The organism is Arthrobacter sp. TE26545 (genome assembly GCF_056279005.1).
In genome coordinates, this window is record NZ_JBWBQM010000001.1 from 3,964,690 (window position 1) to 3,978,353 (window position 13,664).

Genomic DNA, 13,664 nt, shown 5'->3' on the forward strand with positions numbered 1-13,664 from the left:
GGGTTACGCTCCTGACAATACGCCCGAGCAAGTAAGGAGTCAAAGTGCTTTTTGCACCTGACACTGAGGTGGCCCTGCGCGCCGTCGTAAATTTGATCAACACCGCTGCCAACGGCGGCGAGGAACTGGTTTCTCCGGAGGACCTGGATGCCTTCCTGGACGCCGAGGAATTCTCCGGCGTGCGGGCGGGAACGGAACAGGAATTGGAGAGCGTCAAGCGGCTCCGCGGGGAACTCGCAGCGTTGTGGACAGCGGATGAGGACACCGCGGTCCAGGCGATCAACCAGTTGCTGGTGAAGGCGAAGGCACTCCCCCAGCTGGTAAAGCACGATCACTGGGACTGGCACTTGCACGCAACCACGCCGGATGCGCCGCTCGTGGACCGTATGGGCACCGAGGCGGCCATGGCACTAGTGGACGTAATCCGCAGCAAGGAGAGCGAGCGCATGCGGGTCTGCGCCGCGGAGGATTGCGACGCCGTGGTGCTGGACCTGAGCCGGAACCGCTCCAAGCTCTACTGCGACACGGGAAACTGCGCCAACCGGGCGCATGTGGCCGCGTACCGGGCGCGCCGCGCGAGCGCCTAGGACCATCCGGCGCGCAGGACACGCCGGCGTTGCGTCAGTTGTTCCCGGGCTCCGGGGTCTCGGGCTTTTCCGGGGCGGGGCCGGAAGACGCGGGGCCGGGAACGGCGCCGCCGTGGCTGCCGGGCCTGCGGGAGGTCAGGTTGACGCCGGAGCCCTTGCCCAGGTGCTCGGCGTTTTCCTTGTAGCTCATGGAGAGCATCGCAGCCATGACCAGGCTGACGATGAAGGCGATGCCGCCGCCGGTGAAGGCGAGGTCGAAGCGCGGCGAATGGCCGCTGCCGCCCGAGGCGAAGATCAGCACGGCGAAGAAGACCAGCACGCCCCAGAATGCGGAAAACATCAGCGGCCCCTTCACCGAGGTCCGCATCTTGCGCGGCTCTCCTGGTTTCTGGTCTGCCAAGGTTGTCCTCCAATGGTGCCGTGGTGCCGGCGCCTCGCGCGCCTCAAGAGTTCTACAGAAAGTAGAAGGTACGGTAACTAGTTTACGTCCTCGGCGGGCACGCCGTGCCCACCGTTCCCGCGGCCGCCGGCGTCATGCCGCAGGCTCAGCCCGGAGAGCATCCACAGGACGCCTGAAATGATGGCGCCGCCGCCGGCTACGCCAAGCAGTGCGTGCGCTCCGAGACCGATGAAGAAGGGCAGCAGGGCCGCCGTCCCAACACCGACGACGCCGGAGATCAGCCAGTCGCGCGCCAGCACCTGGCGTCCGCGCTCGCGCAGCCCCTGCAGCAGTTCCCACAGGCCGAGCACCAGGAGGGCGAAGGAGGCGGACAACGCGGCACCGGCGTCGGACTGGAGGAGCAGGGCTCCCACGCCGCCAAGCGCTACGACAGCTACCAGGCCAAGCGGAGCGCTTCCGCTGCGCAGCACGGCAAATGCCGTCGCCAGCAGGTACAGTCCGAGCGCCCAGGCGAGGACCTGCACGGAGGGAGCCCCCCAGAACACCGTCAGCACCCCGAAAACGAGGGCGATTGCGGCGCGCAGCAGCACCGGCTTCCACGGCGCGGCATCATCGGAGCCGGAGAGCCAGGAAGGGACAGATGCTGACGAGGAGGGGGAAGTCACCAATCCAGTTTAGCGATCAGAACCCGTCCTCCCGCCGGGGCCTCCTGCGGGCCGGGGATCATGACCCCAGCACCATCCACTTGTCGCTGCGCGAGCGCAGGCCGAGGGTGACGCCGCGGGCCAGCATGTAGCCCAGGCCGAAAGCCGCCCAGAGCCAGAGCAGCCCGGCCGCCCCCTCGGGCCGCGCCAGGTGGACGGCGGCGAGCAGGGGGAAGTAGAAGGCGAGGTTCACGACGCCGGCGATCGCCAGGTAGCGGGCGTCGCCCGCGCCGATCAGCACGCCGTCGAGCACGAACACGAAGCCGGCCAGCGGCTGTCCGGCGGCCAGGATCCAGAGCGCGCCGGTGAGGGCGGACTGCACGGCGGCGTCGGAGGTGAAGAGCAGGCCGGCCCAGGGCGCGGCCGCGGCCAGCAGGGCGCCGGTCACGACCCCGAAGCCAAGGCCCCAGCGGATCATTGTCCGGGTGAGCAAGCGCGCCCGGGCGGGCCTGGCCGCGCCGAGTTCCTTGCCGATCAGGGCCTGGGCGGCGATCGCCAGGGCGTCCAGCGCGAAGGCCAGGAAGGAGAAGATGGTCATTGTCAGCTGGTGCGCGGCCAGGTTGACCGCGCCCTGCGAGGTGGCGACGAGCACGGTGGCGAGGATCGCCAGGCGCAGGGAGAGCGTGCGGAGCATCAGCCAGGAACCCACGGTGGTCATAGCACGGATGCCGTGCCAGTCCGGCCGCAGGGACACCCTGTGCCGGCGGGCGTTGCGGCCCACCATCACCAGGTACACCGCGGCCATGGCCCACTGCGCGATGCTGGTGCCAAGCGCCGAACCGGTGACCGAAAGGTGCAGCCCGTAGACCAGCACCCAGTTGAGGGCGATGTTGAGGGCGAAGCCGGCGGTGGCCACGACCAGCGGGGTGCGGGTGTCCTGCAGGCCGCGGAGCACTCCGGTACCCGCGAAGATCAGCAGCATGGCCACCAGCCCGGGCATGGACCAGCGGAGGTAGTCGACGGCGAAGCCGCGCACCTCTCCCCCGGCGCCGAACAGGTCTACGAGCGGCCCGGCGGCGAAGAAGCCGGCCACAGCCAGCACCGCGCCCAGCAGCAGCGCCAGCCACACGCCGTCGCGCCCCGCCGCGAGCGCCTTGGACAGCTTGCCGTCGCCGATCGCCCGGGCGACCGCCGGCGTCGTCGAGTAAGCAAGGAAGACCATCAGCCCGACGGCGGTGTGCAGCAACGTGGAAGCCAGCCCGACGCCGGCCAGCTGGCTGACGCCGAGGTGGCCCACGATGGCCGAGTCCGCCAGGAGGAACAGGGGTTCCGCGATCAGCGCGCCGAAAGCCGGGACGGCGAGGCGGAGGATCTCGCGGGCATGGGACGGGCTGGCGGCACGGGCTACGGTCTGGGGCACTTTTCCACCATAACGGGCAGGGCGGACAGGCCAGGGGCTTCGTTGCTCCCCGTCACATTTACTTGACACTTCAAGCATATTTCGCAAGGCTGCTTAAGGAGGGCGTCGCAGATCCCGGCCCGCGCCGGAGCGTCCCCGGACCGCCAACCGCAACGAACGGTGCAAAAACCCATGAACAAGTCCACCCTGACCAACACAGCCCTTACAGTCCTGCGCGTCATCGTCGGATTCATCTTCGCCGCGCACGGCTGGCAGAAATTCAATGAATTCACCATCCCGGGCACCCAGGCCGCCTTCACCCAGATGGGCGTCCCCGGTGCGTCCGTCGTCGCGCCGCTTGTGGCCGGACTGGAACTCGTGGGCGGCATCGCGCTCATCGCCGGCCTCCTGACCCGCGTCTTCGGCGCCCTCCTCGCAGTGGACATGCTCGGCGCGCTGGTGCTGGTACATGCGCCGGCCGGCGTCTTTGTCGCCAACGGGGGCTACGAGCTGGTGCTTGCGCTCGGCGGCGGCGCCCTCGCCGTGGCCCTGGCCGGGGCCGGGCGGCTCTCTATCGACGCCGCCGCATTCGGCCGCAAGGGCTCCAAGCTGGGCGTCCTCGCCTGAGCGCCTAAGGAAATCACGCAGCACGAAGCCGGAATGAGCAGCGCACCCGTTTCGGCGGGTGCGCTGCCCTGTTTGAGGCTTCCGGACTCAGCCCTCGACGCCGGTCAGCTCGTTCGGCACGACATCCAGCACGCCGCTCTTGAGCACCTTGCGGCTTTCCAGGTCCACGGCGTGGATCTTGCGAGCCGCCGGCTCGGTGACGTACGCAGTCGAGCCCTGTACGAAGAGGGTGGGCCGTGGGTCCTGCCAGGTGGTCGACTCAGTCCAGGGAGCCGTCACCTTGATGGTGGAAACGACCTTGCCGCTGGCGGGATCGATTACGCGCAGGCCGCCGTCGGTTCCGAGGACCAGCGCCTCGCCGGACGGGCCGCGGCCGAGGGAACGGAAGGAATAACTGGTCCCGAGGTCCACGAGCCGCAGCTTGGCGGTGTCGGTGTTGACTAGGGAGATCCGGGTGGGCCGCTCCAGCTCAGCATCCTTGTCCACCTTGTAGTCACCCAGGATCACCGGGGAGTTTTCGGATCCGGCCTGGTTGCCCATGCGCCCGTACTTGTCCGGGCTGGCCACCTTGGTGAACCTGCCGCCCTTGTAGATCAGCATGCCGTTTTCGCAGCCGAGTACAACGGTGCCGTGCGCGGCGACTGCCTCGCCGTGGACACCGGGGCAGTTTTCGTTCCGGGCAATTTCCTTGCGGTCCTGCCCCTTGCCGGGGCCAAGGACGACGGCGCCGGAGCGGCCCTCCTCCGTGCCCAGGGTCACCAGCAGGCCGCCGCCCTCTAGCGGAACCGCGACGCCGTGATGGGCTTCCGATGCCGTGTAGACATCGGTCTCGGGCAGGCCGCTTGCGAGGGCCTTCGCGAGCCCCGCGGGATTGAAGCTTTCAACCTTTCCCGAGCCGTCGCTGAACAGCACTGTCCTCCCGGCATGGCGCACCACGTGGCCGGCCTTGCTTGCCTCGAAGGAGCGTTCCGTCAGGCGCGGTTCGCCGGCGTAATGATGGCTATGGTCGCCGTGCGGCTCGCTCCAGGAGCCGGCGTCGAACACGCGGAAGGCGTCCCCGGTGGAGACCAGTACATGGCGGCCGTCGCCGGCCGGGTTCAGGCGGTTGAAGCCGCCAAGGTCCGCTCCGCCCACGGGCTTGAGGGTCTTGGCATCGAGTACCGTGATGCCGCCGTCATGGGTGAGGACGAGGCGCGGCGTGGGTCCCTGGGCCTCCTTCGCCGCGCCGGGGGAAGCGTCACTCCCGGGCGGCTGCGAGGCGGCCCTCGGGGTAGCCGCTCCCGGCGAAACGGCGGCGCCACAGCCGGCGAGCAGGACGGCCGAAAGGGCGATGGATGGCACCGCAAGAACGCGGCGGGCAGGACGTTTGGACGAGGGGTGAGTGATCATGCGCTAACAATAATGACTCTCATTAGTAGTAGTGAAATTGGCGCGGCCCCCGGCTGCCTTTTGCCGTCCCGGCCCGAAGGTGACGGGCGCCGTCACACAAGGCACCGCCGTCGGACCCGTGGCTAAACTCGCCTCATGAGCGAGCCCGCACCGCACTCCGTCACCCTTCGCTTCCTGGCCGCCCCCACCGACGTCGGGCACAGCGGTTCGGTGGACGCCGGCACGGTCCTCGAGTGGGTGGACAAAGCGGCGTATGCGGCCGCCGTCGGCTGGGCGAAGTCCTACTGCGTGACGGCATACGTCGGCAACATCCACTTCAGCGATCCCGTGAACAGCGGCGACATGGTGGAAGTGGAGGCGACCATCGTCTACACGGGCCGCTCCTCGATGCACATCCGCACTGTCACCTCCGCCGCTGACCCCAAGGGTGGCCCTGCCACCATGCGCAGCCAGTGCCTGGTGATTTTCGTGGCAGTCGGTCCGGACGGCAAGCCGGTCCCGGTCCCCCAGTTCACACCCTCGACGCCGGCCGAAATCGAACAGCGGGACAGCGCGCTGGCGCGGATCGCCGTGCGCGAGCAGATCGTCGAAGCGATGAACGCCCAGGAATATACCGACGCCGGCACGGCCGAGCGCGTGGTGCTGCGCTTCATGGCCGCCCCCACCGATGTGAACTGGGGCGGCAAGGTGCACGGCGGCATCGTCATGAAATGGATCGACGAGGCCGCTTACGTCTGCGCCTCGCGGTATTGCGGCAGGGATACGGTTGCCGTATTCTCCGGCGGCGTGCGCTTCTACCGGCCGCTGATGATCGGCGATGTGGTGGAAGTGGAGGCGCGCCTGGTGTACACCGGCAACAAGGGCATGCATGTCGCCGTCCACGTGCGTTCCGGCAGCCCGAAGAGCCGGGAAATGCGGCTCACCACCTACTGCCTGACGGTGATGGTGGCCCGCGACGACAGCGGAACCTCGGTGCCGGTACCCCAATGGGTGCCGGTCAGCGAAGAGGACAAGCGGCTACACACGCATGCCCGGGACCTGCTGGAAATCCGGGGTGGCGCACCGGGCAACCGCCTGCCCGACCATCTGCTGCAGGACCCCCAGCATCTGCTGTAGGACCCCGACCATCTGCTGCAGGACGAGGGCGCCCAAGCGGTTCCGGGATCCGGCCGGGGCGCCTGGGCGGCGCTAGAAGCCGCCGCCGCCCGTGTCGCCGGCCATGTTGGCGAAGCGCGAATAGTGGCCCTGGAAGGCGACCACGATGTCCTTGGTGGGGCCGTTACGGTGCTTGGCAACCAGGATGTCCGCCTCGCCGGCGCGCGGGGACTCCTTGTCGTAGACGTCTTCGCGGTGCAGCAGGATGACCATGTCGGCGTCCTGCTCGATGGAGCCGGATTCACGAAGGTCCGAGACCATGGGGCGCTTGTCCTGGCGCTGTTCGGAGCCACGGTTCAGCTGGGACAGGGCAATGACGGGCACCTGGAGTTCTTTGGCGAGCAGCTTGAGCGCACGCGAGAACTCGGACACTTCCTGCTGGCGGGATTCGACGCGCTTGCCGGAGCTCATGAGCTGCAGGTAGTCCAGGACCACGAGCTTGAGGTCGTGCTGCTGCTTCAGGCGCCGGCATTTGGCACGAATCTCCATCAGGGACATGTTGGGGCTGTCATCGATGAACAGCGGGGCGTCGTTCATCCGGCCCATGGTGGTGGCGATCTTGGACCATTGCTCGTCCTTGATGGTGCCCTTGCGGAGGTCCTGGAGGCTGATGGTGGCCTCTGCCGACAGCAGGCGCATGGCGATTTCGTTCCGGCCCATTTCCAGGGAGAACATCACGGTGGCGAGGTTGTGCTTGATGGCCGCCGAGCGGGCGAAGTCCAGCGCGAAGGTGGACTTACCGACGGCGGGCCGGGCCGCGATGACGATCATCTGGCCGGGATGCAGGCCGTGGGTCAGCTCATCGAGCTCATAGAAGCCTGTGGGAACGCCGGTCATGCCCTCGCCACGGTGCCCGGAAGCCTCAATTTCGTCCACCGTCGATTCCATGACGTCCTTCAGGGCGACATAGTCCTCGGCAGTGCGGCGCTCGGCCACGGCATAGACCTCGGCCTGGGCCTGGTTGACCAGGTCCTCGACTTCGCCGTCCTGGCCGTAGCCCATCTGGACGATCTTGGTTCCGGCATTCACGAGGCGGCGCAGCACGGCCCGTTCTGCCACGATCTCCGCGTAATAGCCGGCGTTGGCCGCGGTGGGGACCGTCTGGATGAGCTCGTGCAGGTAGGCGGGGCCGCCGATCTTGTTGATCTCGCCGCGCTTGGTCAGTTCATCGGAGACCGTGACGGCGTCGGCCGGCTCGCCGCGGCCATAGAGATCGATGATCGATTCGTAGATGGTCTCGTGGGCGGGACGGTAGAAGTCGTGGCCGCGGACGATCTCCACGACGTCCGCGATGGCATCCTTGGACAGCATCATGCCGCCGAGGACCGATTGCTCTGCGGCGATGTCCTGCGGGGGAGTCCGGCCCAGCTCGGATGAGCGGCCGCCCTCAATAGAATCCAGGTGCGTAACTGACAAAGCCGTCCTCCATGTGTACCGCTGGGTGCTTCAGGACGGCCTGGCGCACCCCAAGGGGCTGCCGGCTGCCTGGTATCTGCCGTTGCCCAATCCTCGCCGAGGGCACCGACAATCTTCCGCCGGCACCATCCGGAGCCGGCAGATCAGGATTTCCCCAGCAATCCACGGGTTATCCACAAGGAAATCCACAAGGCCCGGAAAGGACCTGTGCACAAAGCTCCCGCGGCGGCGAAAACAGGGCAATCCACGTACCAGAAAGGGGTACCCAGCCACGTTATCCCCGCTCTTTCGGGGAACCAAGTCGCGCCTGTGGATAACCCGTGGATAACGTGGCGCTGCTTGTGCACAGTCTGTGCATCATCCTGTGGAAAGCAAAATAGTTTCTCCCAAAACACGCCCCTGAACTGGGAAAACTCTTCGAACAGGCTGTGTAACAAAAGTATTTTCCGGCTTTCCCCATCCACAGCCTCAATGCCGCGGAGCGCATGGACGAGCCGCTCGAGACCGCGTCCGGCGCCAAAATATGCCCCGCATGTGATGTGGCCCACAAATTCCCCGGAAATTCGACAGTGTTCTCTCAAAAAACATGCCCAGATGGGAATGTGCTGTGGATAACTGGCAACTGGCATAAGCTCTAAACATGGACTTCACCTTGGGGGATGCGCTGATTGTCGCAATGCCTGCGGCCATCCTCGTAACGGTGATCTGGGCAGTGAACCATGCCCTCAAACCCAGGGACTTCGGCATCTCTGACGCCGAGCGCTATCAGCGTGAACTCGCCGAGCGTTCCGCTGCCCACCAGGCCGAGCAGGCCCGCGCCGCCCTGGCCGCCCGTGCCCGGATCAACGCGTCAACGCTGCCGAGCCAGAACGAGCAACAGGCCCGCCAGCAATCCGAAAGCCACCAGCCACTGCAGGACGCGGCAGCGCGTCCGCCGGCCGGACACCAGGCGGCGGCGGGAGCACCGGCGTCGGGGAGGCGCCTCCAGGCGGTGCTTCCAAACGGCCAGCTGAATCCGGAATTCGTACGGCAGTTGCAGACCATGGCCCGCAACGGGCAGAAGATCCAGGCCATTAAACTTCTACGGGAGTACACCCGCACGGACTTGCTTTCCGCAAAGAACTACATAGATCGGCTCTGATACATGGAATCCCTGATCGTCCCGGCCCTGATCCTGGTTGCCGTGGTCATCGCCGTCCTGCTGCTGAACCGCAGCTTGAGCCGCCGTGCGACGGAGTACCGTGCGGCACATGACGCCGCCAGCGCGCCTGTGGACGCCGTGGAACTGGCCCGCGAATCCGCCGCGAAGCTAAGCGAGGAGCAGCACCGCCGGCTGTATTCGCTCATCGCCCAGGGGCAGGCCATGGCCGCCATCAAGCTGTACCTCAGCAGCACGGGAGAGGGCCTGCGCGCCTCCCGCGACGCAGTGGCAGCCCTCGCGGCACACCCTCAGCCGTTCCGGCAGCCTGAACCGCCGCCCGCTGACCTGCTCCCGGAGGAAGAGGAACCCGAGCGTTTCCCGTACCGCTACCGGGCCATCGCCAGCAAGGGCGACGTGATCCGCGAGGTCAGCAGCAACATGCTCAATGACGACATCTACGGGCGGATCCGCACGCTCGCCAAGAGCGGCGACGTAGAGGCCGCCGCCCTTGCGCTGGTGCGCCACTCTGACATTTCCCTCGCGCAGGCGCGCGAATTCATCGCCCTGCTGGAGGACTAGAAGTCGAAGAGGTCCCCCAGCCAGCTTTCCTTCTTCTTATGCCGCCGGTCGTAGCCCTGCTTGCCGTAGTTGCGGTCCTCGTAGCGCGGCTTCTCCCGGTTGTAGCGTGGATCCTGGACGTTTCCGTAACCGGGCTGCTCAAGGTAGCCGCGGTCGTAAAGCGGCGGAGGGGCGGGCGCAGGCGGAGCCTGGGGTGCGGCGGGTGCGGACTGCCCGCCGTACTGGCCCGCCGCCCGGTCGATGATCTTGTCGAGCTCACCCCGGTCCAGCCAGACGCCCCTGCACTGCGGGCAGTAGTCGATCTCCACGCCGTTCCGGTCGCTCATCACCAGGTCATTTGAATCCACAGGACACTTCATGTTCGGCTCAACGACCCGGGCCGGTAAAAAGTTCGGTCCGTCCAGCGGCCGGTGGCCTGGTGGGTGACGGGTGGCGCGGGCTAGCGGCCGCCGGTGATTCCGGCGAGGAGCTGCTCGAACGGCAGGGACTCCATCGAATCGGCCTTGCGGTGCGGTTGTTCGCCGCTCAGCAGTTGCACCAGTTCCCCGGCCGCCCGGTCCACGCGGGCGGACAAGGGCGAGCCGCCGCCGTCGTTGTTCCCCCAGTCCTGGGGGCCGGCGAAAACGGAGGTCTGGGTCATCCGGGTCCGCAGGTAGCTGAAGAGCGGCCGCATGGCGTGGTCCAGCACCATCTGGTGGCGGTCCGTGCCGCCGGTGGCGCCCATCAGGACGGCCTTGCCGTCCAGGGACTTGGGGTCCAGGACGTCGATGAAGGACTTGAACAGGCCGCTGTAGGAGGCGCTGAACACGGGGCTGACCGCGATGATCCCGTCGGACTGCTCGACGCCGGAAATCACCTCCGCGAGGCGCGGGCCCGCGTAGCCGGTGACGAAGTTGTTCGCGATGTCCACGGCGAGCTCGCGCAGCTCGATGACCTCGACCCGGGCGTCGTAGCCTGCCTCGCCGAGCTGTCGCTTCGCCGAGGCGGCGAGCTGGTCGGCGAGCAGGCGGCTCGACGACGGGACGCCGAGTCCGGCGGATAGGACGGTAATGCGGCGGGTCTCCATGGTGTTCTCCTGATGCTCGGTGGTTCGTTTTCAGACTACATGCATTTGCATCTATACCACCAAACGACGGGATCCGTTGAAGTATTCCCGGCGGCCCTTCCCCAGCTAAGCACTCTGCGCGAACGTACAGATAAGGCCCCGTTTTCGCGGATCCAGGGGCATCATCTGCTCGTTCGCGCTCGAAAAGCGCGGGCGCGCTGACGGACTTCCGCCGTCCTGTCGCGGGGCGTACCGCGGGGCGGATCCTGGGAGTAACATCAGTCGCAGGCTGGGGCGTCGTCGCAACCGGTGCTTCGCGAACCGCCATGTGCCGGCAGTGACACTTTCTGTATCCGTGCGCAGAATCCGCGCCGTCGAAAGTCACCACCATGCCCAGTAAACTCAACCCACTCGTCACCGCGGTCCTCATCGGCGGTCTCGCCATCGCGGGGGCCGCCCCCGCCAGTGCGGAGGTCATTGAACGCTACAGCCTCGATTTCTCGACCAGCGGCGTCGTCGACGACTTTTGCGGCTCGGGGCTGCAGCCCTCATTCACCTATGACCAGACTGGTTCCGGCTCCATCAAGATGCGCGGCAGCGATGGCCCGCTGTGGTTCCACGAGGAGGCCAGTATCGTCCAGACATTCACCTACAACGGGATGACCGTGACCGACATCCAGCCGAACACGCTCGCCAAGGACCTCAAGATAGTCGACAACGGCGACGGGACGCTCAGCATCACTGCGCTGTTCACCGGAGGAGACCGGCTTGTGGGAAGCGACGGTAAGCTCCTCGCCAAGGGCGATGGCCAGATCCGCACCCTCTTCACCATCGACACTGCGTCCGGCGAGGTGATCAGCGACGAGCTGATCTTCGGTTCGACGGGCACGAACGACGACTTCTGCGAAGCAATCCTCGCTCACTGGGGCGTCTGACCGATCGCTTCGCCCTCGAGCTAAAGCAAAAGACCCCCGCCTCCGGAATCCGGGAGCGGGGGTCTTTCGTGCAGTCAATGACTACTTGCGCTACTTGCTGGCAACGACCTCGAGGTCGATGACAGCGGAAACGTCCTCGTGCAGGCGGACGTTGGCCTGGTACGAACCAACAGACTTGATGTGGTTCGGCAGTTCAACGTTGCGCTTGTCGATGGAGCCGAGACCAGCAGCCTCAACAGCAGCTGCGACGTCGGCCGGCTTGACGGTGCCGAAGAGACGACCGGACTCGCCGGCCTTCACTACGAGCTGAACCTTCTTGGCGGACAGCGCAGCGGCCTGTGCCTGTGCAGCTTCAACAGAAGCGTGGGCGCGGGCAGCACGTGCAGCCTTGATGGACTCAACCTGCTTCTCGCCACCACGGGTCCAGGTCAGAGCGAAGCCGCGGGGCAGGAGGTAGTTACGTGCGTAACCGTTCTTGACCTCGACAACATCGCCAGCAGCACCGAGACCGGTAACTTCGTGGGTCAGAATGAGCTTTGCCATGTTAGTTAATCCCTTCCTTAGCCGCGGCCAGCGCCGGAGTAGGGCAGCAGTGCAACTTCGCGGGCGTTCTTGATTGCCTGGGCGATCTTGCGCTGTTCCTGAACGGTAACGCCGGTGACGCGACGAGCGCGGATCTTTCCGCGGTCGGAGATGAACTTGCGCAGCAGTGCTACGTCCTTGTAGTCGATGACGGTGATGTCAGCGGCCTTCAAGGGGTTGGACTTTGGTTTGGGCTTACGGAGTTCAGCCTTAGCCATCGTGGAGCTCCTTTTCTATGGAGCCCGTGGATATTGATCCACGGGATGGTGGGTGTCCGACGGCGTCTGCCACCTTGGGTGCCTTGCGGCACCCGGGCGGGTTCCGGCGTCGGACGTGAATGTTTGTTTAGAAGGGAGGTTCGGAGTCCGGGCCGTTGCCCCAGCCGCCTGCATTGCTGACGCCGGGGGTAGCCCACGGGTCATCCTGCGGCGCGGACTGGTTGCCGCCCCATCCTCCACCGGGGTTGCCGCCCTGGTTTCCACCAGAACCGCCCCCGAAGCCACCGCCGCCGCCGAAGCCGCCCTGGTTGCCGTTTCCGCCGCCAAATCCGCCACCGCCGGAGCGCTGGGTACGGTTGACTTTGGCATTGGCGTACCGAAGGCTGGGGCCGATTTCGTCGACCTCAAGCTCGATGACGGTGCGCTTCTCGCCTTCCTTGGTTTCGTAGGAGCGGCTCTTCAAACGGCCGGAAACGATGACGCGCATGCCCTTGGTGAGGGACTCTGCCACGTTCTCGGCTGCTTCACGCCACACCGACGCGCGGAGGAACAGGGTTTCCCCGTCCTTCCACTCGTTGGACTGGCGGTCGAAGGTCCGGGGAGTAGAAGCGATGGTGAAGTTCGCTACTGCCGAGCCAGACGGGGTGAACCGCAGCTCCGGGTCATTGGTGAGATTACCGATGACCGTAATAGTGGTTTCGCCTGCCATCTACTGCCTCCTTGTTCGTTCCTACGGGGTAAAGATTGGAAAGTCCGGAGCTGAATTACTCAGCAACAACCTTCTGGTCTTCGGGGCGGATGATCTTGGTGCGCATGATGGTCTCGTTCAGAGACAGCTGGCGGTCAAGTTCCTTGGCGGTAGCCGGCTCAGCGGTGAAGTTCACCACGGCGTAGATACCTTCAGACTTCTTCTTGATGTCGTAAGCCAGGCGACGACGGCCCCAGATGTCAACCTTCTCGATGGTTCCACCATCGGTGGTGATGACATTCAGGAACTTCTGAAGCGACGGCTCAACGGTACGCTCTTCGACCTCGGGGTCGATGATTACCATCAATTCGTAAGGACGCATATGTGAACCCACCTCCTTTGGGCTAAGCGGTTACGGTATTTCCGTAACAGGAGGTTCATTTGCGATGCCGTGCAAGGCTCCGCCACCGGAAATTTCGGGGACAGGGCGCAGCACAGACTTCAATATCTTAGTCCATCTCCTACACCCAAGGCTATTCGGCGTGTTCGCGGGGCGGAAGCTGCGGTTCCGGCTATGTGGACAACCGCCTGCTCGGCGTCGCCGTCATCATGTTCGCGCCGCGCGCCGGCGGCTAGGCAAAAAGAACACCCCGGTCCGTGGACCGGGGTGTACCTGTTGTGCGCGGAGGGGGACTTGAACCCCCACCCCCTTTCGAGGACTAGCACCTCAAGCTAGCGCGTCTGCCATTCCGCCACCCGCGCAAGGTGATCCGGAGAAGCCGTGTTTCGTTTTTCTCCGTAGCAGCGACAAAGACCGTAGCACGGGAACCCCGCAGCTGCCGATTCGGACACTCCGCGC

The 13,664-nt window shown here is 65.8% G+C and carries 17 protein-coding genes and 1 tRNA gene; 6 read left to right on the top strand and 12 right to left on the bottom strand.

The annotated features are described in order from the left end of the window. Positions 1 to 44: 44 nt before the first annotated feature. Positions 45 to 587 (top strand): CGNR zinc finger domain-containing protein, encoded by a 543-nt coding sequence (locus tag ACZ9CK_RS18110; protein WP_426301001.1) that lies wholly within the window; start codon positions 45 to 47, stop codon positions 585 to 587. A 34-nt stretch (positions 588 to 621) separates the two neighbouring features. On the opposite strand, the gene ACZ9CK_RS18115 is transcribed toward ACZ9CK_RS18110, so the two are convergent. From ACZ9CK_RS18115 to ACZ9CK_RS18125, 3 genes are all read right to left on the bottom strand, one after another. Further along, the gene (locus tag ACZ9CK_RS18115; RefSeq protein WP_476050683.1) at positions 622 to 987 is read right to left on the bottom strand and encodes a hypothetical protein; all 366 of its coding nucleotides are present in this window, start codon (positions 985 to 987) and stop codon (positions 622 to 624) included. Positions 988 to 1,064: 77 nt separating this feature from the next. Next, the gene (locus ACZ9CK_RS18120) at positions 1,065 to 1,652 is read right to left on the bottom strand and encodes a hypothetical protein (RefSeq protein ID WP_476050684.1); all 588 of its coding nucleotides are present in this window, start codon (positions 1,650 to 1,652) and stop codon (positions 1,065 to 1,067) included. Positions 1,653 to 1,710: 58 nt separating this feature from the next. Continuing rightward, positions 1,711 to 3,051, bottom strand: coding sequence for an MATE family efflux transporter (locus tag ACZ9CK_RS18125; RefSeq protein ID WP_426301005.1), 1,341 nt, complete (start codon positions 3,049 to 3,051; stop codon positions 1,711 to 1,713). Positions 3,052 to 3,222: 171 nt separating this feature from the next. On the opposite strand from ACZ9CK_RS18125, the gene ACZ9CK_RS18130 reads away from it, so the two are divergent. After that, positions 3,223 to 3,657: a DoxX family protein gene (locus tag ACZ9CK_RS18130; RefSeq protein ID WP_476050685.1), complete on the top strand. Its 435-nt coding sequence runs from the start codon at positions 3,223 to 3,225 to the stop codon at positions 3,655 to 3,657. A gap of 87 nt (positions 3,658 to 3,744) precedes the next feature. On the opposite strand, the gene aztD is transcribed toward ACZ9CK_RS18130, so the two are convergent. Further along, on the bottom strand, positions 3,745 to 5,046 hold the full coding sequence (aztD, locus tag ACZ9CK_RS18135) for a zinc metallochaperone AztD (RefSeq protein ID WP_476050686.1): 1,302 nt from the start codon (positions 5,044 to 5,046) through the stop codon (positions 3,745 to 3,747). 135 nt (positions 5,047 to 5,181) lie between these two features. Between aztD and ACZ9CK_RS18140 the strand changes: the two genes are divergently transcribed. Continuing rightward, a complete protein-coding gene (locus ACZ9CK_RS18140) occupies positions 5,182 to 6,162 on the top strand; it encodes an acyl-CoA thioesterase (protein WP_426301011.1) in 981 nt (326 codons plus the stop codon). 72 nt (positions 6,163 to 6,234) lie between these two features. Here the strand turns inward: ACZ9CK_RS18140 and dnaB are convergent, their stop codons facing one another. After that, positions 6,235 to 7,617 (bottom strand): replicative DNA helicase, encoded by a 1,383-nt coding sequence (gene dnaB, locus ACZ9CK_RS18145; RefSeq protein ID WP_426301013.1) that lies wholly within the window; start codon positions 7,615 to 7,617, stop codon positions 6,235 to 6,237. Between the two features lie 640 nt (positions 7,618 to 8,257). Between dnaB and ACZ9CK_RS18150 the strand changes: the two genes are divergently transcribed. Beyond that, positions 8,258 to 8,758 carry a hypothetical protein gene (locus tag ACZ9CK_RS18150; RefSeq protein WP_426301015.1) on the top strand — a complete coding sequence of 167 codons (501 nt, stop codon included), beginning with the start codon at positions 8,258 to 8,260 and terminating at the stop codon, positions 8,756 to 8,758. Positions 8,759 to 8,761: 3 nt separating this feature from the next. Next, positions 8,762 to 9,337 carry a hypothetical protein gene (locus ACZ9CK_RS18155; RefSeq protein WP_426301017.1) on the top strand — a complete coding sequence of 192 codons (576 nt, stop codon included), beginning with the start codon at positions 8,762 to 8,764 and terminating at the stop codon, positions 9,335 to 9,337. Here ACZ9CK_RS18155 and ACZ9CK_RS18160 read toward each other — a convergent pair. Both ACZ9CK_RS18160 and ACZ9CK_RS18165 read right to left on the bottom strand, forming a co-directional pair. Beyond that, positions 9,334 to 9,696 carry a TFIIB-type zinc ribbon-containing protein gene (locus ACZ9CK_RS18160; RefSeq protein WP_476050687.1) on the bottom strand — a complete coding sequence of 121 codons (363 nt, stop codon included), beginning with the start codon at positions 9,694 to 9,696 and terminating at the stop codon, positions 9,334 to 9,336. The two genes, ACZ9CK_RS18155 and ACZ9CK_RS18160, sit on opposite strands and share 4 nt — an antisense overlap. Before the next feature lie 80 nt (positions 9,697 to 9,776). Continuing rightward, the gene (locus ACZ9CK_RS18165; RefSeq protein ID WP_476050688.1) at positions 9,777 to 10,403 is read right to left on the bottom strand and encodes an FMN reductase; all 627 of its coding nucleotides are present in this window, start codon (positions 10,401 to 10,403) and stop codon (positions 9,777 to 9,779) included. 368 nt (positions 10,404 to 10,771) lie between these two features. Between ACZ9CK_RS18165 and ACZ9CK_RS18170 the strand changes: the two genes are divergently transcribed. Continuing rightward, on the top strand, positions 10,772 to 11,317 hold the full coding sequence (locus tag ACZ9CK_RS18170) for a hypothetical protein (RefSeq protein WP_476050689.1): 546 nt from the start codon (positions 10,772 to 10,774) through the stop codon (positions 11,315 to 11,317). 90 nt (positions 11,318 to 11,407) lie between these two features. Here ACZ9CK_RS18170 and rplI read toward each other — a convergent pair whose 3' ends face one another. The 5 genes from rplI to ACZ9CK_RS18195 all read right to left on the bottom strand — a co-directional run bounded on the left by rplI (position 11,408) and on the right by ACZ9CK_RS18195 (position 13,567). Further along, complete coding sequence (gene rplI / locus ACZ9CK_RS18175) at positions 11,408 to 11,860, bottom strand: 50S ribosomal protein L9 (protein ID WP_074591592.1); 453 nt, start codon at positions 11,858 to 11,860, stop codon at positions 11,408 to 11,410. Between the two features lie 17 nt (positions 11,861 to 11,877). Continuing rightward, the gene (rpsR, locus tag ACZ9CK_RS18180; protein ID WP_003800144.1) at positions 11,878 to 12,117 is read right to left on the bottom strand and encodes a 30S ribosomal protein S18; all 240 of its coding nucleotides are present in this window, start codon (positions 12,115 to 12,117) and stop codon (positions 11,878 to 11,880) included. Between the two features lie 127 nt (positions 12,118 to 12,244). After that, positions 12,245 to 12,826 (bottom strand): single-stranded DNA-binding protein, encoded by a 582-nt coding sequence (locus ACZ9CK_RS18185; RefSeq protein WP_426301026.1) that lies wholly within the window; start codon positions 12,824 to 12,826, stop codon positions 12,245 to 12,247. Between the two features lie 55 nt (positions 12,827 to 12,881). Further along, positions 12,882 to 13,187: a 30S ribosomal protein S6 gene (gene rpsF / locus ACZ9CK_RS18190; protein WP_021473324.1), complete on the bottom strand. Its 306-nt coding sequence runs from the start codon at positions 13,185 to 13,187 to the stop codon at positions 12,882 to 12,884. Between the two features lie 297 nt (positions 13,188 to 13,484). Beyond that, positions 13,485 to 13,567, bottom strand: a tRNA-Leu gene (locus ACZ9CK_RS18195). Positions 13,568 to 13,664 lie beyond the last annotated feature (97 nt).

Excerpts from the sequence above, each read along its gene's own strand:
- ACZ9CK_RS18130 (WP_476050685.1), top strand. The coding sequence starts at position 3,223 with ATGAACAAGTCCACCCTGACCAACACAGCCCTTACAGTCCTGCGCGTC.
- aztD (WP_476050686.1), bottom strand. The coding sequence starts at position 5,046 with ATGATCACTCACCCCTCGTCCAAACGTCCTGCCCGCCGCGTTCTTGCG.
- ACZ9CK_RS18140 (WP_426301011.1), top strand. The coding sequence starts at position 5,182 with ATGAGCGAGCCCGCACCGCACTCCGTCACCCTTCGCTTCCTGGCCGCC.
- ACZ9CK_RS18150 (WP_426301015.1), top strand. The coding sequence starts at position 8,258 with ATGGACTTCACCTTGGGGGATGCGCTGATTGTCGCAATGCCTGCGGCC.
- ACZ9CK_RS18155 (WP_426301017.1), top strand. The coding sequence starts at position 8,762 with ATGGAATCCCTGATCGTCCCGGCCCTGATCCTGGTTGCCGTGGTCATC.
- ACZ9CK_RS18160 (WP_476050687.1), bottom strand. The coding sequence starts at position 9,696 with ATGAAGTGTCCTGTGGATTCAAATGACCTGGTGATGAGCGACCGGAAC.
- ACZ9CK_RS18165 (WP_476050688.1), bottom strand. The coding sequence starts at position 10,403 with ATGGAGACCCGCCGCATTACCGTCCTATCCGCCGGACTCGGCGTCCCG.
- ACZ9CK_RS18170 (WP_476050689.1), top strand. The coding sequence starts at position 10,772 with ATGCCCAGTAAACTCAACCCACTCGTCACCGCGGTCCTCATCGGCGGT.
- rplI (WP_074591592.1), bottom strand. The coding sequence starts at position 11,860 with ATGGCAAAGCTCATTCTGACCCACGAAGTTACCGGTCTCGGTGCTGCT.
- rpsR (WP_003800144.1), bottom strand. The coding sequence starts at position 12,117 with ATGGCTAAGGCTGAACTCCGTAAGCCCAAACCAAAGTCCAACCCCTTG.
- ACZ9CK_RS18185 (WP_426301026.1), bottom strand. The coding sequence starts at position 12,826 with ATGGCAGGCGAAACCACTATTACGGTCATCGGTAATCTCACCAATGAC.
- rpsF (WP_021473324.1), bottom strand. The coding sequence starts at position 13,187 with ATGCGTCCTTACGAATTGATGGTAATCATCGACCCCGAGGTCGAAGAG.